General features: G+C 62.0%; 10 protein-coding genes. All 10 read left to right on the forward strand.

The annotated features are described in order from the left end of the window. The first annotated feature begins 28 nt into the window (after positions 1 to 28). The gene (locus ACFSR7_RS14950; protein WP_378162795.1) at positions 29 to 976 is read left to right on the forward strand and encodes a carbohydrate ABC transporter permease; all 948 of its coding nucleotides are present in this window, start codon (positions 29 to 31) and stop codon (positions 974 to 976) included. Between the two features lie 57 nt (positions 977 to 1,033). Then, positions 1,034 to 2,617 (forward strand): extracellular solute-binding protein, encoded by a 1,584-nt coding sequence (locus tag ACFSR7_RS14955; protein ID WP_378162797.1) that lies wholly within the window; start codon positions 1,034 to 1,036, stop codon positions 2,615 to 2,617. A gap of 140 nt (positions 2,618 to 2,757) precedes the next feature. Further along, a complete protein-coding gene (locus ACFSR7_RS14960; protein WP_378162799.1) occupies positions 2,758 to 4,878 on the forward strand; it encodes a beta-galactosidase in 2,121 nt (706 codons plus the stop codon). A gap of 4 nt (positions 4,879 to 4,882) precedes the next feature. Then, positions 4,883 to 5,875 (forward strand): DUF4432 family protein, encoded by a 993-nt coding sequence (locus tag ACFSR7_RS14965; protein WP_378162800.1) that lies wholly within the window; start codon positions 4,883 to 4,885, stop codon positions 5,873 to 5,875. A 124-nt stretch (positions 5,876 to 5,999) separates the two neighbouring features. Next, on the forward strand, positions 6,000 to 10,199 hold the full coding sequence (locus tag ACFSR7_RS14970; RefSeq protein ID WP_378162802.1) for an Ig-like domain-containing protein: 4,200 nt from the start codon (positions 6,000 to 6,002) through the stop codon (positions 10,197 to 10,199). Between the two features lie 170 nt (positions 10,200 to 10,369). After that, on the forward strand, positions 10,370 to 12,148 hold the full coding sequence (locus ACFSR7_RS14975) for a glycoside hydrolase family 36 protein (protein WP_378162804.1): 1,779 nt from the start codon (positions 10,370 to 10,372) through the stop codon (positions 12,146 to 12,148). A gap of 230 nt (positions 12,149 to 12,378) precedes the next feature. Further along, on the forward strand, positions 12,379 to 13,368 hold the full coding sequence (locus tag ACFSR7_RS14980; protein ID WP_378162806.1) for an ABC transporter permease: 990 nt from the start codon (positions 12,379 to 12,381) through the stop codon (positions 13,366 to 13,368). A 20-nt stretch (positions 13,369 to 13,388) separates the two neighbouring features. Next, on the forward strand, positions 13,389 to 14,264 hold the full coding sequence (locus tag ACFSR7_RS14985; protein ID WP_378162808.1) for a carbohydrate ABC transporter permease: 876 nt from the start codon (positions 13,389 to 13,391) through the stop codon (positions 14,262 to 14,264). 94 nt (positions 14,265 to 14,358) lie between these two features. Continuing rightward, positions 14,359 to 16,032, forward strand: coding sequence for an extracellular solute-binding protein (locus tag ACFSR7_RS14990; RefSeq protein ID WP_378162810.1), 1,674 nt, complete (start codon positions 14,359 to 14,361; stop codon positions 16,030 to 16,032). Between the two features lie 86 nt (positions 16,033 to 16,118). After that, positions 16,119 to 22,322 (forward strand): S-layer homology domain-containing protein, encoded by a 6,204-nt coding sequence (locus ACFSR7_RS14995; RefSeq protein WP_378162811.1) that lies wholly within the window; start codon positions 16,119 to 16,121, stop codon positions 22,320 to 22,322. Positions 22,323 to 22,410: the final 88 nt, after the last annotated feature.

Here is a 22,410-nt window from a genome sequence, read left to right on the forward strand (position 1 = left end):
TTTTCTAATAGAAAGGCGGCATTCACGCATGGAAAGCTCCATCACCCAAGCGCAATCCGGCAAACTCGGTCGGGCCGGCAAGTTCACGAAGATCAAGGCGGACCGCTCACCCTCGGAAAGGGCGTTCGTGGGCTTCATCTACGTCTTCACCGGACTGTTCGCACTCGTCTGCCTGCTGCCCTTCTGGATCGTAGCGATCAATTCGTTCGCCGACGAGTCCGCGATCAAGCGGCACGGCTACCAGCTGATCCCCAAGATTTTCTCCACCGGGGCCTACGAATTTCTGTTCCGCGGCAAGCAGGTGGCCAGCAGCTACATGGTTTCGACGACGGTCACGGTGGCCGGCACCGTGCTCGCCGTACTGATCACGGCGATGTACGCTTACGTGCTCGCGCATCCGAAAGTAAAGTACCGCAGCGTGCTGTCCTTCCTGACTTACTTTACGATGATTTTCGGCGCGGGCCTGGTCGGCTTCTACATCCTGATCGCCAACTGGCTCCATCTGAAAGATACGCTCTGGGCGCTCATACTGCCGTACCTGCTCAACCCTTTCTTCGCCTTCATCATGGTGTCGTTTTTCCGGACGCTGCCCTATGAGATCAACGAAGCCGCGACGGTGGACGGCGCGAACGATCTGCGCATCTTCTTCGGCATTATCCTGCCGATCTCGAAGCCGGTCATCGCGACCGTGGGCCTGTTCTACGCGCTGCAATACTGGAACGACTTTTTCCTCGCGCTTCTGTTCATCGACGATTACAAGCTGCATCCGCTGCAGATCATGATCCGCCAGCTCATCTCCAACATCAACATCGGCGCTTACGTCGGCGGCAGCCAGACGAACTACGGACAGCCGCTGCCGACCTACAGCGTCCAGCTGGCGACCGTATGCGTCACGATCGGCCCGATCTTCCTGCTGTATCCGTTTATTCAGCGATATTTCGTCAAGGGCATTACAATCGGCGCGCTGAAAGGTTAGTCTTGATTCGGAGCCATCCGGTTGAGAATAGATCACACCACTCTAGGAGGTCACAGAATGAAAACTAGAAAAAGCCTGACCGCGCTCATGATCGCTTCGGCCTTCGCGGCTACGCTCGCCGGCTGCAGCTCCAAATCGAACGAATCGAATGCGGGGGGCGCCGGCAGCGCTTCGTCCACCGCCCCGGCCTCTTCCGCTGCCGCATCCGAAGGGAGCAAGGCGACCAAGCTGGATCCGGTGACGCTCAAGATCGTCATGCCGGGCGACCGGCCCGCGGATATGGACACCGTTATCAAGGAAGCCGAGAAGCGCATGGCCGACAATATCAACGTCAAGCTCGACCTGGTGTTCGTGCCTTGGTCGGATCTCGCGCAGAAGACGCAGGTCATGCTCGCATCCGGCGAAAATGTCGACTTGATTTTCGACGCCCCGTGGCTGCATATGGAGCAGATGATCAGCGCGGGTTACTACGAGCCGATGGACGATCTGCTGCAGCAGTACGGGCAGGACGCGATCAAGGTCCGCTCGCAGCAGATGTTCGACGCCAACAAGTTCCAGGGCAAGATCTACGGCCTGCCGCTCGGCAACACGCACCTGGCCGGCCGGACGTATCTCGTCCGCAAGGACCTGCGCGAGAAGTACGGACTGCAGCCGATCAAGACCTACGACGAACTGATTCAATACGCTTATAAAGTCAAGGAAAACGAAAAGGACGTCATCCCGCTGCTCGCTTACGGCCAGGGCGCCTCGACTGACCAAGCCTGGGGCGCATTTCGGGAATACATGGAGTATCCGCAGTTCATCCGTTCCGACGCGCTCGGTCAGAGCCTCGTGCTCTACTACAAGAACAACGACGGCAAGGTTTACAACCTGTTCGACGAAATGGAGCCCACGATCTGGTCCTGGATCCAGGACGCCAGGAAGCTGTACACGGACGGTCTGATCCATCCGGACGTGCTGGCGCTCAAGGACATCGATTCGGTCATCAATTCCGGCAAGGTCGGCGCAGCCGTATACAACGAATTCGGCGTGCCTTCCAGCCTGAACACGGCGCTCGCCAAAAACGTCCCCGGCGCGGAGCTGGAGCCGGTTACCTTCGTCAAGATGGAGAAGGGTGCGAATATCACCAACTTCAAGCAGGCAAACTTCCAGGCGATTCCGAAGGTCAGCAAAAACAAAGAGCGCGCCATGATGTTCCTCAACTGGACCGCGCAGAAGGAAAATTACGACCTGCTCGCCTACGGCATTGAAGGCAAAAACTATGAAGCGGTCGGCGACGACCAGTACAAGCAGATCGGCACCGATTACTCATATTTCCCGTACGCCTGGGTCTGGAATCCGACGACCGACCGCCTGAACGCCGGCTTCGACGAAGAGACGATCAAGCACTACCAGTTCAACAAGGACGCCGCCAACCTGACGCCGAGCATCCTCACCGGCTTCTCGTTCGATCCGACGCCGGTCATGAACGAGATCTCGCTCTACAACGCGACGGAGGCCAAGTACTACAACTCGCTGTTCGACGGCGTGACCGATCCGGACAGCACGTGGGCGTCGCTGAAGAAGGAAGGCGCGGCCAACGCCAAGAAGATCCAGGTCGAGCTGCAGAAGCAGATCGACGCCTTCCTGGCGCAGAAGTAGGAAGGTTCGGACTCGCATCGGCGCAAGCTGAAACGGATGCAGTCGACAAGTAGCATTGAGCACGCGGGCATTCGATAGCAGGGCATTCGGCAGCATCTCGCACCGGATGCCCTCCGCATTTGAGCAGAGGAGATCGGCGCATGGAAAAGATCGACGCTAGACCCCGTTTGATGTACGGCGGGGATTACAATCCCGAGCAGTGGCCGGAGGAGATGCTGGAGCGAGATCTTGCGCTGATGTGCGAAGCCGGCGTCAATACGGTCACGCTGAACGTGTTCGGCTGGAGCTCGATTCAGCCGGAGCCGGACCGCTACGACTTCGCGCGGTTGGACGCGGCGTTCGACAAGCTTGAGCAAGGCGGCATAAGCGTCGTGCTCGCCACACCGACGGCCGCGCCGCCGGCCTGGATGGCGCAGCAGGATCCGACGGTGCTCAAGGTCGGGGAGGACGGCAGGCGCGTCGCGCATTGGAGCCGGCAGGCCTACTGTCCCAATCATCCGCTGTACCGCCGCGAGATTCGCAAGATCGCGCGGGCGCTGGCGGAGCGCTACGTCGGGCGGGGCAATCTGGCGCTGTGGCACATTAACAACGAATATATCGTCGAGTGCTACTGCGATTATTGCGCGGAGGCGTTCCGCGAGTGGCTACGGCATCGGTACGGCACGCTCGAGCGGCTGAACGAAGCCTGGCAGCTCAACCAGTGGAGCCTGCGGCGAACGGACTGGGCGCAGATCGCGCCGCCGCTCGGGGGCATGTCGCATACGAGCGTCAGCCTGGACTACCGGCGCTTCCTGTCGGACAGCAATCTGGCGTGCTTCTTGGCGGAAAAGGAAGAGATCGTCCGCGTGTCGCCGCACGTTCCGGTTACGACTAACTTTTATTCGCTCGACTTCCTTGGCCAGATCCATCACGATTGGGCGCCTCATCTGGACGTTGTCTCCTGGGATTCGTACCCGCCGCGCAAAGACGCGGCTGTCTGGGCGGCGTTCCAGCACGATTATTTCCGCGGCTTGAAGCGTCAGCCGTTCCTGCTCATGGAGCAGGCGACGAGCGGCGTGAACTGGAAGCCGTACAATCCGGCAAAGCGTCCTGGCGTCATGCGGCTGCAGAGCTATCAAGCGCTGGCGCGGGGCGCGGATGCGATCATGTTCTTCCAGTTCCGCCAGAGCCGCGGGGGCGTGGAGAAGTTCCACAGCGCGCTCGTCAGCCACGGGACGGAGGCCGACAATCGGATTTTCTTCGAAGTTCGCGGGCTCGGGGAGGAGCTGCGCAGACTTGGCGGGGTTGCAGGAGCGGGGCAGGGGACTGGTCAAGGTTCCGGTCGGGGAAGAGCCGCTAAGGTCGCAGTGCTCTACGACGTGACGCTGAACTGGCTGGTCGACTGGAACAAGGGCAGCCGCGATATCGCGTACCGGGACGCGGCGACGGCTTACTACAGACCGCTGTACGAGGCCAATATCCCGGTGGATGTTGTACATCCGCTGTCGGATCTCGGCGGGTATGCGGTCGTCGTTGCGCCGATGCTGTACATGTTCGAGGAAGGGGTGCCGGAGCGGCTTCGGGCATATGTCGAGCAGGGCGGCATGCTGGTGGCGAGCTACTTCAGCGGCATGGTCGACGGGTACGACGTCGTATCTTACGGCGGGTACCTGCGGCCGATCGAGGATGTGTTCGGTATCGTCATCGAGGAGAACGACGCGCTGGAGCCCGATATGTCGAACCGGATCGCTTGGACTTCGGAGGGGGCGGCAGAATGGGGGACAGACAGTGCGCGGGATTACGAGACGCGCAAATGGGGCGAAGTCGTGCGCTTGAACGGAGCGGAAGCGCTCGCCGTGTACTTGGAGGATTATTACGCCGGGCAGCCGGCCGTCACGCGCAACCGCTACGGCAGCGGCGAAGCTTATTATGTATCCACGGAACCAGGAGATGGATTCATCGGCGAGCTGCTGCTCGGCATCTGCTCGCAGGCGGGGGCTGTCTCTATGCTGAAGGAGACGCCCGCGGGCGTCGAGGCGGTCTATCGGGACCAAGGGGATCGGCGTTTCCTTTTTCTGTTGAACCATCGCGCCGAGACGGTAGAGGTCGACTTGCCGACGGAACCGGGGGAACGGTTGTGGGCGGATGCAGTCGACGGAACGACGGCAGGCGGACGCATCTTGCTGGAGGGCTGCGGCGTGCGCGTGCTGGAGCGTGCCTTCGCGAATGACTTGGGCGGCTCGAATGACTTGATGGGCGCGATCGGCGCGGAGGAGGCTTAGCCGCATGGGAGGTTCCTGCGCGGCGTCAGTCGTCTCGGTAAACGGCATCGAGGGGGTGAGGCTCGAGAACGAATGGCTGAGCGCCATAGTCCTGGTAGGCAAGGGCACCGATATTTGGGAGCTGACTTACAAGCCGATGAATTTACAGCTGTTGATGAAGACGCGGGCGGGCTTGTCGAGCTTTGAAGGGAGGGATTTGAGGGGAAACAGGCTGATGCATTACGCCGAAGGCTATCCCGGCGGATGGCAGGAGATCCTGCCGAACCGGGCTTCCTTCGACGGCGGTCGGCAGGCGGTCGGTTCCGACCGGGAGGGAGAGTCGGCAGGCGTACCTTGGGACTATGTCTTGGAGAACGAAGGCGGTTCGCGCGTGACGCTGCGCTGCCGGCTGACGCTGCCGTACACGCCGGTGGCTGTGGAGAAGACGATCTCGCTGGCCGCCGGCGAACGCGTTCTGCGTATCGCGGAACGGGTCGTCAACGTCGGGCTTGACGCGGTTCATTTCATTTGGACGCATCATCCGGCGTTCGGCGCCCCGCTGGTCGGAGAGACCGCACAGGTGATTTTGCCGAAGGGGAGCAGAGCCTTTAACGTCCTTAACTACGAGCTGGAGCGGGAAGCGCCGCCTTCAAGCTTCGAGGAACCGGTCGAGTCGGCAAGCTTGCCCAGCGGGAACAAGAAGGATTTGCGGGCGGTGGATCCGCCTGCGCCGGACGGCGAAGCTTGCTACATGCCGCTTAAGGATCTCGAAGAGGGAATCGCAGGCATCTATCAGCCGACGCTGAACGTGAAGCTGCTGCTCGAATGGGACCATCGTGCGTTCCCCTGTCTTCGTTACTGGTCGAGCAACGACGACGATATCTACGCAGTGGCACTCGAACCGTCGACATCGTGGTACTCGGATATCGCGGATTGCATCCGCCACGGCAACTGCATTTCGCTGGAGCCGCTGGAGGAGCGGCGGTTCTGGTTAAACGTGCGCGTGGAGCAGCCTTAGCGTTCCGCTGTGACGGCAGCATAAGCACAGCCAAGGGCGTGCAAGGAGAGCTCCTCGAGGGCAACAAATAGTAAGCGCTTTCTACGGCGATCGGTAGCACCTATAACGAGGAGGTTAACCGAAAATGAACGTGAGAATGAACGCGAGAACGAACGGAATGACCATGACTCAAAAAGCCGTCTGCTGGCTGCTGCTCTGCACGCTGGCATTCGGATATTGGCCGGCCGGGAAGGCAGCGGCAAGCGGCGAAGAAGTGCTGGTCAATTGGCTGAGCCAAGATATGGACACAGGATTCGACAGCGGCATCAGCCCGTTTACCTATGATACAAACATTCCGGGCAGCTCGCAGACCGTGGTCCAGACGGCCGGCAATTATGCGGTCGAGTTTCGCGATGCTTCGCTGGGCTCGAACGCCGGCAGCTACTTTTATTATCAACTGTCGAGCGGAGCGCTTCTATCGCGGATCAACGCGATCTACTCGCTGCCGACCGGGACCGAGCCGGTCGAGTTCGTATACGAATACCGGCTCCGGCGCAGCGCGGCGAGCGACAAGCCGGTCAATGCGGACATTTACAGCCAGCTGCAATTCGGCAACTACGACAACGTCCTGGTCCCCCGGTTCCCGGTGCCCGACAAGCAAACGATCACGGGAACGGCGGCTTATCTCAATACGACGCCGAACGAATTGAAGACGATCAACGATCACGATATCGCATCCTACCGGTTCCAGATCGTGCCGAACGGCGGTCAGCGGCTCGTCAGCTCGCTCAAGATCGCCTTCGGCGTCCGGGTCAACACGGGCGGTACGGACGAAGCCATCGTCGTCGACGATCTGGCCTTGTACGAGGCGACGCACGAGGCCGGCCTGGACACCGAGGCGCCGACGGCGCCGACCGGGCTGACCGCCGCCAAGACGGACACGAGCGTGAATCTCTCGTGGACGGCTTCGACGGACAACGTCGGCGTGAACCGCTACGACGTTTATCAGGACGGCCAGCTCGCAGGCTCCGCGCCCGGAACCGTAACGAGCTACAGCGCCGTCGGCCTGACGCCGAACAAGACCTATCAATACACGGTCAAGGCGCGTGACGCGGCCGGCAACGCATCAACCCAGAGCGCTGCGCTGGCGGTAACGACCAACCCGTCCGCGTCGGGATTGCCGGAGCCGTTCGGCGACCGCGATGTCGGCACCGTCAACGTAGCGGGCAGCGCGAGCTATGCGGCGGCCGACGGCACGTTTACGGTAAAAGCCTCGGGGGCAGACATCTGGGGTACGGACGACGCGTTCCACTACGTATACCGGCCGTGGACGGGCGACGGCCAGATCGTGGCGCGCGTGGGCGAGATGACCAACACCGTCGCCTGGACCAAGGCGGGCGTCATGATCAGGGCCAATATAACGAGTCAATCCCCGCATGCGTTGATGGCGGTGTCGCCGACGAACGGGGTCATTTTCGAGGATCGCCTGACGCAGGGAGGAGCCACCGTGCTGACGTCCGGCACCAAGTCTCCGGCGCCTTATTGGGTGAAGCTGACGCGCGTCGGCAACATCATCAGCGGCTACGAATCGTCCGACGGGATCACTTGGAATCTCGTCAAGCGGGAATCCGTCAATTTGCCGCAGACGGTGTACTTCGGCCTGGCGTTGACGAGCCACGACGTCAACAGGCTCAGCACGACGAAGTTCGACCATGTCGCGGTGGGCGAGGTTCCGCCGGCGGACAGCAATTACGCGCCGTTCCCGGGCACGGTCGAGACGCGCAAGCAATGGCTGTGGAACAAGACCAAGTCGATGTCGGAAATGGGCGGCGTGACCAACATCGCGCAGATTGCGGCGCAGCTCGTCGACAATCAGAACGTCGCGGTCAACCTGCAGAAGCTGGACACGATGTTCCAGACGTACGACTGGGAGCAATACAAGACGGTGAGCAAAATGTACGCGTACCTGCTCGCCGGAGATAAGATGGACAGCACGATGATTAGCCACGTGAAAAGCTACTTCGCGGGATATGCGTACGCGAAGCTGCCGCAGACCGAGAATCTGCGGATGAGCAACTATACGGCGGGCTATCTGGTCGGCCAGCTCCTGCCCGACGTCGTCGACTTGAACGGCGCGTCCGGCGCGGCCCTGAAGAGCGCGAACCGGGCCAACATCGAGGAAATGCTCGATGCGGCGGTCCGCGGAGGCTGGGCGGAGTACGAGAGTCCGGAGTACACGTTCATGACTTATTTTTGCCTGAATGCGCTCTATCAATATACGGACGAACCCGACTTTAAGCAAAAGGTCAAGATGGCGATGGACGTCATGTGGTTCGAGTGGGCGAACGACTGGATCGACGGCATCTTCGTCTCCAGCACGAGCCGGTCCAAAGGGGACGGCAGCTCCGCCAACGATCCGACCTGGAGAGGCGCGGACCATACGCTGCTGTCCTGGATGTACTTCGGCGCGCATCGCGCCCAGCAGGGCTTCGGCGATACGGACGCGGGCGTGCCGGCAGCCTATCGGCCGTTCCTGGAATACGTGGGCATGGTGCTCGCGCCTTCGATGAGCTATACGCCGCCCGCGATGGCGGTCCGGATCGGGCAGAAGACCGACAAGGATTACGAGTCCCGCAAGACGAATCTGCAAAACTCCAGCGGGCGCAATATGAAGGTGTTCCGTCAGGCTTACGTGAAGCCGACCTGGGGCCTCGCGACCGAAGTGACGTATAACCGGGTCGACAACTGGATCGAAAACATGCAGGCGGTGCTGCGCTGGCAGTCCGACAAGCCGAACGGTCTGTTCCGGGTGAACGCCGACCAAGGCAACAGTCCCATCGGCAACTACGATCAGCCGGAGAACCATCGGATCATGCAGGACGGCAAGACGGCGGTGGGCGTCTACAAATCGCTGAGCGGACCGGGCGCGACCGACAATTATTTGAACGCCATGTTCCCGGATACGGGGTCGATCCTGGCTAAGGAAGAACAGAGCGGTTGGGTGTTCAGCAAGACGGACCAGATGTATTTCGCATTTAAAATGATCAAGCCGTACGCCTGGTATACGCAGTCGCCGACCGATCTGTCCAATAAAGTCAAGACGACGACGCAGCTTCATCCGACCGCGCAGCTGTTCTACAGCTACAACATCCTGCGCAGTCAGGCCGACAAAAACGGCTGGGTGCTGGAGACGGCGGGACTTTCGGAATACACGGACTTCGCCGCCTTCAAAAATGCCATTCTGACGGGCACGACGGTCGACAGCACGCATATCGACGAGGCCAATCCGCGCCTCATTTATACGAATCTGAGCGGCGACACGATGGACATCGCCTTCGACTTGGCCTCCGGTGCTTATGCAGGCACGCACAAGGTGAACGGCCAGCCGATCGATTATGCGTCGTTTAAGCTGTTCGACACGCCGTGGCTGCAGCAGGAGCGCGGCAGCACGACGTTTATCGCGACGGAAGGCAACGAGAGACTGACTTACGACTTCGCCGGCTGGACGGTCACTGCCGACGATCCGACCGTGCAAGTACCGGTCGCAGGGGTAGCGCTCAGCGCCTCGTCTCTGTCGGTGGGGGCCGGGAAAACCGCCGCGCTGACCGCGGTCGTCACTCCCGCGAACGCATCGAACAAGAAGGTGCTGTGGAGCTCGAGCTCCCCGTCCATCGCCACGGTCGGCGCAAGCGGCACGGTGACGGGCGTCGCGCCTGGCACGGCCGTTATTACCGCGACGACGGAGGACGGATCCTTTACGGCGACCGCCACGGTGACCGTTACCGCCGAGCCGCTGTTCGCGGATACCTTCGCGGGAGGACTCGGCAATTGGGATCTGTTCGGCAGCACGGCCTGGGAGATCCAAGGCAGCGGCGCGTCGGCGGCGCTGAAGGGCACGACGACGTCGACCGGACCGCAGCGGGCCGTGACCAAGACGTCCGCGCTTCCGTACAGCGCGCAAAACTACACGATCTCCTTCGGAGCCGAGTCCGACCGGTTCCGGGCGCTGTTCCGGTATTCCTCGAGCACAAACTATTACTTTATGGAGTTCAAGAATACGAACACCGTGGAGCTGTGGAAGTATGCGAATTCTTCGACGCCGGCCCAAGTCGGGACGACGGTCAATATCGGCACGGCTCTCCCGGGCTTCGATATGACGGCGCATCATGCGTATGAGATCAGGGTCGACGGCAGCGCGTTCAAACTGTCGATCGACGGCGTGACGGTGACAACGTTCACCGACGCTTCGCTGACCGCAGGCGGCATCGGATTCTCGGTCAAGGGTGCGGGCACGACGCCCGTGCAGCTGCTCGTGGACGACGTGACGGTCATGCCGAACGTGTAGTTGTAATGCAGCAACGATCCGCCGCTTGCACGTCCTAGGACGCAGCGTGCCGGAACGGATTCACAACGGAGCCAGCATGCCGCCGATGCGCAGCGCGTCGGCGGCATGCTGCAATGCCGTGACGGCTCCATTCATGAACTCATTCATCCATGGCGGAGGTTTTTTGTCTTATGCAGCAATCGCAGCATGAAAGCACCCTTCAATACCGTATATCCGGCGCAGACGACTCATTCAGCGCCTCGTTTGCCGTAGAGGTCCAAGAGGCGGGCGTTGAGCTCGTGCATCTGAAAATAACGGCGGACCGCCCGGGAATCCCGCCGGCGATCCGGTTGTCCTGGTCGCTGCCGATCGTCGACGTCCAGGGCGTCTGGCATCCGAACGGCTACCGGAACCGCGGGCTGTCGCCGGATTGGTTTGCCGGCTACCGCAGCAATGCCGCGAGCTCCGCGCCGGTCGTCTGCCTGTTCGGCGGAGATGGACGGAGCCGCATGACGTTTGCTTTTTCCGATACGCTCAATCCGGTCGTCTGCAAGGCTGGCGTCCATGAAGAGACGGCCGAATTCCACTGCTCGGTGTCGCTGTTCGAGGAGCCGGGCGCCCCGCTGGACCGCTATGAGGCGACGCTGCGGGTGGACCTGCGCGAGCTGCCTTACTATGACAGCCTGAACGAAGTGCAGCGATGGTGGAGTGGGCTTCCAGGACTCGCCCCTTCGCCGGTGCCCCCGGCGGCGCGCGAGCCGATGTATTCGACCTGGTACAGCCTGCATCAACATCTGACGCCCGAGGCGATCGAGACGCAGTGCCGAGAGGCGGCCGCGCTGGGCTGCGGGACGGTGATCGCGGACGACGGCTGGCAGACGGCGAATAACGAGCGCGGCTACGCGTATTGCGGCGACTGGGAGGCCTGCGCCGAGAAGATGTCGGACATGGCGGCCCATGTCGAGCGCGTTCATGCGCTGGGGATGAAGTACATGCTGTGGTATTCCGTGCCGTTCGTCGGCGTGCACAGCAGGGCGTGGGAGCGGTTCGGCGGCAAAATGCTGTACACGATCGAGGAGCGCGGCTGGGGTATCGTCGACCCGCGGTTCCCCGAGGTGCGCGAATATTTGATCGGCATCTACGAACGGGCGATGCGCGAGTGGAAGCTTGACGGCTTCAAGCTCGACTTCATCGACAGCTTCAACCTGCCCGCGGATCGCAAGCTCGCATTCGGGGACGGACGCGACCTCGATTCCGTGCCCGAGGCGGTCGATCGTCTCATGTCGGACATTATGGCCCGGCTCTCCGCGATCGACCCGGACGTGATGATCGAGTTCCGCCAGGCCTACGTAGGCCCTTATATGCGTAAGTACGGCAATATGTTCAGGGCGGCGGACTGCCCGAACGACGCGGTCGAGAACCGCTTGCGGACGCTGGATATTCGTCTCCTGTGCGGCGAGACGGCCGCCCATGCCGACATGCTCATGTGGCACCCCGACGAGCCGGCCGAGAGCGCGGCGCTGCAGCTGATCAATGTGTTGTTCGCGGTGCCACAAATATCCGTACGGCTCGACCGCCTGCCGGCGGCGCATGCGGAGATGGTCGCTTACCTGCTCGCCTTCTGGAAGGAACACCGGGACGTCCTGCTGGACGGACACCTGGAGCCGTATCAGCCCGAACTGTTGTATCCGCTCGTCGTCGCGTCCCACGCATCCAAGCTGATCGCCGCCGCCTATCAGCCGCGCACCCTCGTTCCGCTGCACTGCGAACTGCCGCAGACGGTCATCCTCGTCAACGGCACGCGCGCCGAAGGCGTGTATGTCGAGACGGCCGCGGAGCAGGGCGAATGGGACGTGGAGATCCGGGATTGCCGGGGGAAAACGGTGGAGCACGCCGCTTGGACGCCGCGTGCAGGAGTCCATCTGGTGAACGTGCCGCCGGCGGGCAACGCGACGTTGACGAGGAAATAAGAGATTTTGCGGGAAGTTTGAAATCCGGCCGGATACTGGGTCCAACTGGCAGCGTCCGACGAGACGTGGGCGAGAGGCAGCTGCGACAATGCGACTTTTCACCGGGTATATCGTTCTTCGCTCCGGTGTTCCGGCCCGGCCCGATCCGATAAACTGGCTACTGTAAGCACTTTCAAAGCAGAGGTGCGCTACACACAGAGAGACAGGGCAAAGGATAGGAGGCTTACTGCATGGAGCTCGCAACCCCCGGCACGACCGCCGGAGAGACGTCGGGCAAGACCGCCGGCAAGACGGAACGAACAAGGCCGCAGGCGGGGCCCAGGTTCCGCCGCATCTGGAAGTTCAAGCTGCTGTACGTTCTGCTGCTTCCCGCGCTGCTGTGGGTGCTCGTTTTCGACTACCTGCCGCTGTACGGCGTCAGCATCGCCTTTATGGATTACAACGTCATCCAAGGCTTCTCCGGCAGCCATTGGGCGGGGCTCAAGCACTTCCGCGCGCTGTTCGAATCGGAGATGTTCGTCCACGCGTTCAAGAACACGCTGCTCATCAGCCTGTACAAGATGATCAGCGGCTTCGTCGCCCCGATCCTGCTGGCGCTCGCGCTCAACGAGATCCGGACGCGCTGGTTCAAGAAGACGCTGCAAACCGCGGTTTACCTGCCGAGATTCGTATCGTGGGTCGTTTACGGCGGCATCATCACGCTGCTGCTGTCCCCGGAGACCGGTATTATCAACAAAGTCATTAGCCTCTTCGGCGGCACGCCCGCGTACCTGCTCGTTCAGCCCGCTTACTTCCGCACGATCCTCGTTGTCACCGACGCCATGAAAGAGATGGGCTGGGCCGCCATCATCTACATCGCCGCCATCGCCGGTCTGAACCCCGAAGTTTACGAAGCGGCAGTCGTCGACGGCGCCACGCGCTTCAAGCGGATTGTGCACGTCACGTTGCCCGGCATCGCCTCCACGATCATCGTTATCTTCATTCTGAGAGTCGGATTCGTTATGAGCGCCGGATTGGACCAGGTCATCAACCTGTACAATCCGATGGTGTTCGAAGTGGGGGACATCCTCGACACCTATATTTACCGCATAGGCATCGAGCAGTTCAACCTGAGCCTGGCCGCCGCCGCCGACGTGATCAAAGGCGTCATCGGTCTGACGCTGGTGCTGGCCGCCAATCGCATCGCCAAGCGGATCGATCCCGATTCCGGCATTTTCTGACGAAGGGAAGAAGACAACCGATGAAGCTCACAAGAGGCGAGTCCGCCTTTGCGACGACCAACTATATCGTTCTTACGCTGCTCACGCTGGTGATCGTGCTGCCGTTCTGGTACGTCATCACCGTGTCGATCACGCCCTACTCCGAGTTCAGCGCCAAGGACGGCATGGTCCTGTTCCCGACGTCCTTCAGCTTCGAGTACTACGCCTACCTGCTGAAAAAAGGCTCGCTGATCTATCACGCCTACGGCAATACGATCCGCAATACGGTCGCTGGCGTGCTGCTCGCCCTGTTCCTGACGACGACCGTCGCCTACGCGCTGGCCGAGAAAAGGCTGCCGGGCCGCAAGGGCATCATCCTGATCTTCGTGTTCACGATGCTGTTCAAGGGCGGCATGATCCCCACCTACATTACGATCCAGCAGCTCGGCCTGCTGAACACGAACTACGTGCTCATCCTCGTGATGGCGTTCAGCGCCTTCAACATGATCATCATGAAGTCGTTTTTCGAGAGCATTCCCGAGAGCTTGAGGGAGTCGGCGTCCCTCGACGGGGCCTCGGAGTTCCGCATCCTGCGGCAGATCATCCTCCCGCTGTCGATGCCCGCCATCGCGTCCGTCGGCCTGCTCTACATGGTCGTCTACTGGAACGACTTCTTCAGCGCCATGCTCTACGTTTCCGACTGGAACAAAGCGCCGGTGCAGCTCGTGCTTCGCTCGATCATCGCGAGCTCCAGCCTGCCGCCCGAGCTGCTCGAGACCGCGGGACGCACGCCGCCGCCGACAGTCGGCATCCAGATGGCCGCCATCGTCATCGTCGCGCTGCCGATGCTCATCATCTATCCGCTCATCCAGCGATATTTCGATCAGGGCATGATGGTCGGCTCGGTCAAAGGGTAGGGAAGCCCGCCAAGGCGCGACGCGACGCAGCATTAACTTCGGTTTATCCCCCAAAGGGTAAATATACAGCTCATTATTAGGAGGTCACTTGAACATGTCTCATCAGAAAAAGAAAAAGTCGATCGGCCTGGCATCCGCCGTCCTGGCCGGCACGCTCGCCGTCGCGGGCTGCAGCAACGGCAACAGCGATAGCGGCGCCGCATCGGAGAGCGCATCAGCGCCGGCATCGTCCACGGCTGCCGCATCCTCATCCGCCAGCGCATCGCCTTCCGCCAGCGCGTCGACGGAGCCGTACACGCTCAAGTGGCTGAAGGCGCAGGATATCTCCGTTCCTTACGATCCGGACAACGACGCCGTCAAGCAGGCGATCGAGCAGAAGCTGAACGTCAAGATCGACGCCGAGATGGTCGACGTCCAGCAATACAAGACGAAGCTGAACCTCAAGATGTCGAGCGAGGACATTCCCGACGTCGTGCGGATCGACTTCGCCGACGACTTCCAGAAGTACGCGCCGCTCGGCGCCTTCGTCGACCTGACCGACCTGATCAACGAGCAGGATACGCCGAACATCATGCGCGAGGTGCCGCCGGAGGTGTTCGAGCAGGCCAAGGTGAACGGTAAAATCTACGGCATTCCGTATCAGGGCGGCCCGGGCGCCGGCTATCGCTGGGACCTCGTCATGCGCAAGGACTACCTGGAAGCGGCAGGCGCCTCGGTCCCCAAGACGCTCGACGAGTACTACAACCTGCTGAAGAAGATCAAAGCGGACCACCCGGACGTCATCCCGCTGGGCGGCTACACGGCGCAGATCGGCCAGGTGAAGTTCGCCAACAACTCCTTCGATCAGATCTTCGGCGCGTTCGGCGTGACGCCGGGCTACTTTACCGAGACGGACGGCAAGTTCGGCAACTACGACATCGATCCGAGAATGAAGGACGCCCTGTTGTTCCTGCAAAAGATGTACAAGGAAGGCCTGATCGACAAGGAGTTCGCCACGATCAAGGAAGAGCAGCTCCGCGCCAAGCTGTACAGCGGCAAGCTGTTCTCCTGGATGGGCTGGTGGTCCACGGCGAGCGATTACGATACGCAGGTCGAGACGAGCGAGCTGATCAAGAACAAGAAGCTGGGCGCGAACGAGAAACTCCCCGACCAATCCAAGGAGCCGTTCAAGTATTTGTCGCTGTCCGGTTCGCTGACCGGCGCGGACGGCAAAGCGGTCGCTCCGGCAGGCGCGCCGTTCTCCCAGATGACCGCGATCAGCGCGAAGACGAAGGACCCGAAGAAGGTGCTGTCCATCATCGAGGAATCCCTGTCCCCGGAGAACCAGATGCTGACCGTCTGGGGCATCGAAGGCGAAGACTACAAAGTCGAGAACGGCAAGATGGAAATCGTGACTGACGCGGTCGATCCGACGACCAAGCAGGACAAGAACGGCCACTACCGTTCCACCCAGAGCTATCTGTTCGCACCGGGCCTGAAGGGCTGGCCGCGCTACCTCGAGTCGCTCCCGCTCCGCCACTCCCAGGCGCTCGACGTCGCGATCAACAATCAATACCAGATCACCGACGCGTCCAACTATCTCGACTCGCCGACCAAGGTCGCCAAGCTGGTAGAGCTCGACACGATGCGCGACTCCGTCTTCACGCAGATCATCATGGGCGGCGACATCGGCAAGTTCGACGACTTCGTGGAGAAGTGGAAGTCCCAGGGCGGCACGCAGATTCTGAGTGAGCTTGAAGCGTCCTTCCAGAAGAAAGCAGGCAAGTAACAGCCGTTTGTTCCGAAAAGTCCCCCGCCTTCGCCAGCCGATGCCGCGGGGGACTTTAACTCTTGCCGAAGAAGGTGGTTGGACGAATGAGAAAAAATTACCGCAGCCTGATTATGCTTCTCGTCGCAGCCCTGCTGCTCCCGTCCTTGCCGGCAGCAGCAAGAGCCGAGACGCCTGCGCCGCTGTTCGAGGACAGCTTCGCCGGCGGACTCGGCAACTGGGATTTGTTCGGCAGTACCGCTTGGCAGGTTCAGGGCAGCGGCGCGGAAGCGCGCCTGACGGGCACGATTACGGGCGGCAATCCCCAGCGCACCATCGTGAAGCCTGCCAAGCTGTCCTACGCATCGACCGATTACAACCTGACCTTCGCGGCGCAGGGGGATCGCTTCCGCGTGATGTTCAGGTATTCTTCCAGCACGGCCTACTACTTTCTCGAGTTCAAGAACGCGAGCAGCGTCGAGCTATGGAAATATCCAAACTCGGCTACTGTTGCGCAAGTTGGCGCCGCGGTACCGATCGCCCAGACGCTGCCGGGCTTCAACATGGCCGACCGCCATCAATACAGCCTGGAGGTCAAGGGAAGCGAGTTCAAGCTGTCGATCGACGGCTCGCTTGTAACCGTATTCACGGATGCCTCGCTGGCTGCGGGAGGCGTCGGCTTCGGGCTGAGGAGCATTGGGCCGGCCGCCAATCTAAGCGTCTGGGACATCGCGGTGCTGCCGATCGTCTCCGTGCCGCCCGTCTACGCGATCTCGCATACGCCGCTCTCGCAGGTGCCGTACAATGCGGATCTGGCCGTTTCCTTTTCCGTAACGGATGCAACCTACGGGACGACGACGGCGGAGATCCACTACGGCTATGGGGACGAGGCGGCGGATCGGATCGTGTCCGCCGCGCCGCTCGGCAGCGGGGCATATTCCGCGACGATCCCGGGGACCGCGCGGGCCGACCGGATCCATTATTACATCGCCGCGCGCAACGGGACGGGCGGCGAGGCTCGTTATCCAGCCACCGGCGAGGTGACGGTCGCCATCGGAGCGATCGTCACCTACGTCAACGACTTCGATAACGAGATGGCGAATGCGGCGCCTCCGGGCTGGACCGTAGGCGGCGCGACGAAGGTGATCCAACTGCCGGACGGCAACAAGGTGCTGAACCTGAACGGTTCGGGCAGCGCCAGGCTGAATCTGCCGATGTATCAGAACGCGGACAACTTCATCGTCAAGTTCAAGGTCAAGTACGAGCGCACGAGCGCCGCGCTGCAGAATACGTGGCGCTTTCGCTACCGCGCGAAGGACGACAACAACAACAATGCGGTGGAGTGGGCGACGCACAACTCGAAGTATTTCATCATGCGAAAAACGACGCTCGGCGGCAACTACTATATCGCCAACTATGTGAAGTCGCTGCTGGACGAGTGGCATGACTACGAGCTGCAAGTCAGCGGAATCACGCACAAGCTGCTGATCGACGGCGTCGAGACGGTGTCCGGCGAAGACTCCGATCCGCTCGCGCCGCTCAAGGGCTACTTTCAATGGAACGTCGTCGGCGGCATCAACCTGATGATTGACGACTTCTCGATCGAGCCGCAGCAGTCCCCGTACGTCATCGACCTCCAGCCTTCGGGCAATTACGCGGGCATCTACGCGCCGGGCGATACGCCGGGGCTGGATCTGGCGCTCGACGCCGGCGCGGCCGCGCATACGGTCAAGATCGACTACGCCGTGCGCCGCGCGGACGGCGACAAGGCGGTTGTGGCGACGGGCACGCGCACGTACGAGCTGGCGAAGTACGAGAACGACCGGGAGATCATCCCCTTCGATCCGCAGCTCGCCGGGATCGGCACCTACGAGTTGACGGCGGACTTCGAGGTGGACGGCATCGCGCAGCCCGGCAAGTCGAAGCGGATGCGGCTCGCGATCGCGAAGGAAGCCGCGCCCGTCCAAGGGATCGATCTGGACAACGAGAGCAAGTTCGGGCTGAACACCCACTATGCGCTCAACTGGAAGGACGATATCATCGACGGCGCGCGCAAGCTGGGCGCGCGCAGCCACCGCTCCGGCATCGTCTGGGAGGATGTCGACAAGAACGTCAAGGACGGCGGCGGCGCCCCTATTTACGATTACAGCCGGACCGATCCGACGCTCGACAAGCTGTTCTCTTACGGATTTAACCAGATCACGGTGCTGTCGCTGGAGAAAAATGCGAACTACCAGGCGGGCATCGCGAACACGACCGCCTCGCTCAAAGCGATGGGCGACTTCGTGGCGAATACGGTCGCGAAGTACAAGGACCGCATCCGGCAGTGGGAGATGCCCAACGAGCCGGAGATCTTCTCCAAGCCGTATATTCCGGCAGAGTTCGTGCAGCTGCAGAAGGTCGCCTACCTGAACATGAAGAAGGCCGATCCGAACGCGATGCTGCTGGCCGGCGACCATACGTCCAGCGTGCTGAGCGTGCTGCCGAAGGAGCTCGAGCTCGGCTCGTACGATTTTGCGGACGCCTATTCCTATCACCCGTACGTCTACAACGCGATGCCCGACGGCAATCTGCAGAAGCTGACGGACGGCGTGAAGGGGCTGGTCAACGCCTACGGCGGCTGGAAGGATTATTACCTCACCGAAGGCGGATGGCCGACGGCGAGCAGCGGCTATCCTTCGGTGTCGGAGGAGGTCCAGCGGGATTACATCGTCCGCGCTTTCCTGAACTACATGGTCACCGACCAGGTGAAGGCGTACGAGTATTACGATTATAAAAACGACGGCACGGACGATCGATACTACGATATTTTCTGGGGCATCACGGACAACGACGGACGGCCAAAGCTGGCCTATACCGCGGTTAACCAGCTGATGACCGAGCTCGATCGCGCACGGTACGTCGGCACATGGAACGCGGGGGACCCGAACGTCGCGGTCCAGGTATTCCTGAACGACGGCAAGCCCGTCGTCGTCGCCTGGAAGAAGGTCGACCACAAGGACGATCCGGCCGTCAAGCCGCCGACGAGCGCGATCGAGCTGCCGTTCGCGGCGGCCGGCGCGAAGGTGATGGATATCAATGGCGCCCAGTTGCCGGCGACGGCGGGAAGCGTCGGACTGCAACTCGTCGTATCCGGCGCGCCGGTTTACGTGACGGGGGCGTCGTCCGCATTCGTCTACGGATCGGCCGCTCAGCTGCTGCAGGCCAAGAAGCAGGAGGCGCTCGCCAAGCTGGCGCTGACGCGGACGGCGTCGAACGGGACGCTCGTCGACGCGGATGCGGCCGAGATCGCGCGGATCGCGGCTGCGCTGCAGGCGGCGACCGGGGCTGCGGCGCCGGCCGCCGGACTTGAGCAGAGCATCATGGATATTTATGCCCTGATGGCGGAGATGGCCGGTCAGATCGAATCCGGCGACCTGACCGCCGCACCCGGCTACGTGGCGCTGGAGGCGCTGTACAACTACGCCGAGAGCGCGTCCGTCGCGCTGGCCTACGCCAAGGACGGCATCGGCGCGAGCACGCTGGATTATGCCGCCGCCACGCAGGCGGCGGACGCCGCCTTCCAGGCCAAAAAAGGCAATGACAGCGTCATGCCGGTATCTGCGTCGGCCGTGCTCCGCATGAACCGGTATGGCCGGCTGGCCGAGGCCGCGCAGGCGCGGGGCGGCTACGCCGAGAGCTACGCCTACAATCTGCTGGCGCGGGAATTCGCAGGCGCGGCGACGGCGATGATCGCCTCCGAGCCGGCCCAATTCATCGGCGTCATGGCGAACGTAACGCCGAGCGTGGCGACCGGAGAAGCGGGCTATGCGACGCCGCTGACGCTCTCGCTCGTCAACGATACCGATACGCCGCAGCAGGTAAAGGCTCGATTGAAGGTGCCTGCGGGCTGGGCATCCGCCCAGACCGAGCCGGCCGAGGTCGCGATCACGATTCCCGCGCATGGCGCGGCGGATCGGACCTATAACGTGAACGTGCCGCAGTCCGCGGTCAAGGGGCGCTATGAGGTCGCGTTCGAGATCGAGCACGACGATGCGCTTTTCGATACGAAAAAGGTCGAGCTGACCGTCGAAGACGGCCTTGACGTGAGGCTGCTGCCGGTCGCGAAGACGATCGAGGATCTCGACATCGTCTCGGTGCAGCTAACCGGCACGTCGACGGCCGTCAAGTCGGGCACGGTCACGCTGAAGGGACCGGACGGCAGCCTGCTCGAACCGGTGACGACCGATGCGTTCAGCGGTTTGAAGAAGGGCGACCGCATTCAACTGGATTTCCGATGGACGTATCGCGAGACCGCGGCCTTCAATGAATATAGGGTCGATCTGGAGGTAGACGAAGCGTCGGACGGCAGAAGCATTTTCCACGATGCGCAGCTGCCCCTGGACTTCGACTTGATTCAAGCCGCGGGCACGTTGACTGTGGACGGGAGCCTGGCCGACTGGCAGGATGCCTATCCGGTCCATCTGCGCAGGAAGGATCAGAATGCGACGGGCTACCAGGATTCGGCCAACCTCGAAGCGACGGCTTATGCCAAGTGGGCGAGCGACGGCCTGTACGTCGCGGTCGACGTGCGAGACGACGTGCACAAGCAATCGGAGAATGCCGCGAACATGTGGAAAAACGATTCCGTGCAGGTCAGTCTGGATCCGCTCAACAACCGGGAATCTCCGTACGGGGCGGACGACGTGGAATGGAGCTTCGCGCTCGCCGACGACGGCACGCACCTGGTCAACGTCTTTAACTCGACGGCTCCGAATCCGAACGGCGACATGAGCGGCCAAGTGCCGTTCGAAGCGGTTCGCGACGACGCAGCGAAGCGTACGAGATACGAATTCAAGATCCCGAGCGCCTACGTCAAGGATCTGCTGCCCGCGCTCGGCGGCAAGCTCGGCTTCAACATCGCCGTCAACGACGCCGACTACCAGAACGGCCGGGACAACTTCATCCAATGGACGCAGGGCACCGCCGATTCCAAAAACACGTCGTTGTACGACGCGTTTGCGTTCGTGGACGTTCCGCTGCCCGCGGGCGGAGGCACCGGCGGCAATAACGGCGGCGGTAACGGCGGGGACAATGGCGGAGATAACGGCGGAGATGCCGACGGTGAAAATGGCGTCGACAATGGCGGCGAAGACACAGGTTCTCCGTCCGGCCAGCCCACCGCAGGCGTCGACTGGAGTCAGCCCGCGGCACCTTCCGGCATCCTGACGGTATCGGCTGCAGCGCTGCAAAACGCCGCGAACGGCGTCAGCGCCGTCGAAGCGCCGGCCGGCACGACCGAGCTCCGGCTGCCGGCGGATGCCGCTGCGCTGCTGGGCGCGAACAAGCTTGAAGTGAAGGCCGGCAAGCTCGTCCTGGAGATCCCGTCCGGCGTGCTGAAGCAGCTGACGGAGCAGGTGCCGGCTGCGGACCGGCAGGGCAGCACGCTCTCTTTCAACTTCCTACCGCTGGCATCCGACGCTTCGCAGGCGCTCCTTGCCAAGACGCAAGCGCCGGGGACAACCGTGCGCGCAGGCAGCGTGGCGTATGAGCTGAACTTGTCGATCAAGACGGCGGCGGGGAGCGCGATCCGGCTGGCGCGTTTCGACGAGCCGGTCGCGATCCGGTTCCAGGTCGATCCGTCTCTAAGCTCGAAGCTGACGGCCGTCTATTATATTTCCGAAGACGGCCGCCAGGAGTGGGCCGGCGGCGAGCAAGCCGACGGCTACCTGACGGCGGAAGTCCGGCATTTCAGCATCTATGCGGCGCTCGAAGTGCAGCGGGATTTCGCCGATCTGCCGGCCGTTCACTGGGCGTACGACGCGGTTCGGGCGCTGGCCGCCCGCGGCATCGTCCAAGGCACCGGCACAGGCGCCTTCGAGCCCGGCCGTCAGATCGCGCGCGCCGAATTCACGGCGATGCTGGCGGAGGCGCTGCGGCTGACGGAGCGGACCGATACGGCCGCGTCCGGACATCGCTTTGCCGACGTCCCCGCGAACAGCTGGTACGCGGAGGCGGTGTCCGTCGCGTACGATGCCGGCATCGCCGCGGGCAAGAGCGAGACCGCCTTCGATCCGAACGGCCGTCTGACGCGGGAAGAGATGGCCGCCCTGACCATGAAGGCTTACCGTTTGCTGCACGGGGAGCCGTCGGTTCAGGCCCCGTCCGGATTCGCGGACGAAGGCGACATCGCGGCTTGGGCGCTGCCCTACGTGAAGGAAGCCGCTTCGCTCGGATGGACGAAGGGGAGAGGCGCGGGCCAGTTCGCCCCGAAGGGTACCGCGACCCGCGCCGAGGCGGCGCAGATCGTCGGCAGCCTGCTCTTTTCCTAATCGAATCCATCATAACGGACGCACGGAAGGGCCTCCTTGCCGCTATTTGGCGGCGGGAGGCTTTCGGCCGGCTGCAGGAGAGGAGGGA

The sequence above is a fragment of the Cohnella sp. GCM10020058 genome, assembly GCF_042683485.1.
Classification (GTDB): Bacteria; Bacillota; Bacilli; order Paenibacillales; family Paenibacillaceae; genus Cohnella.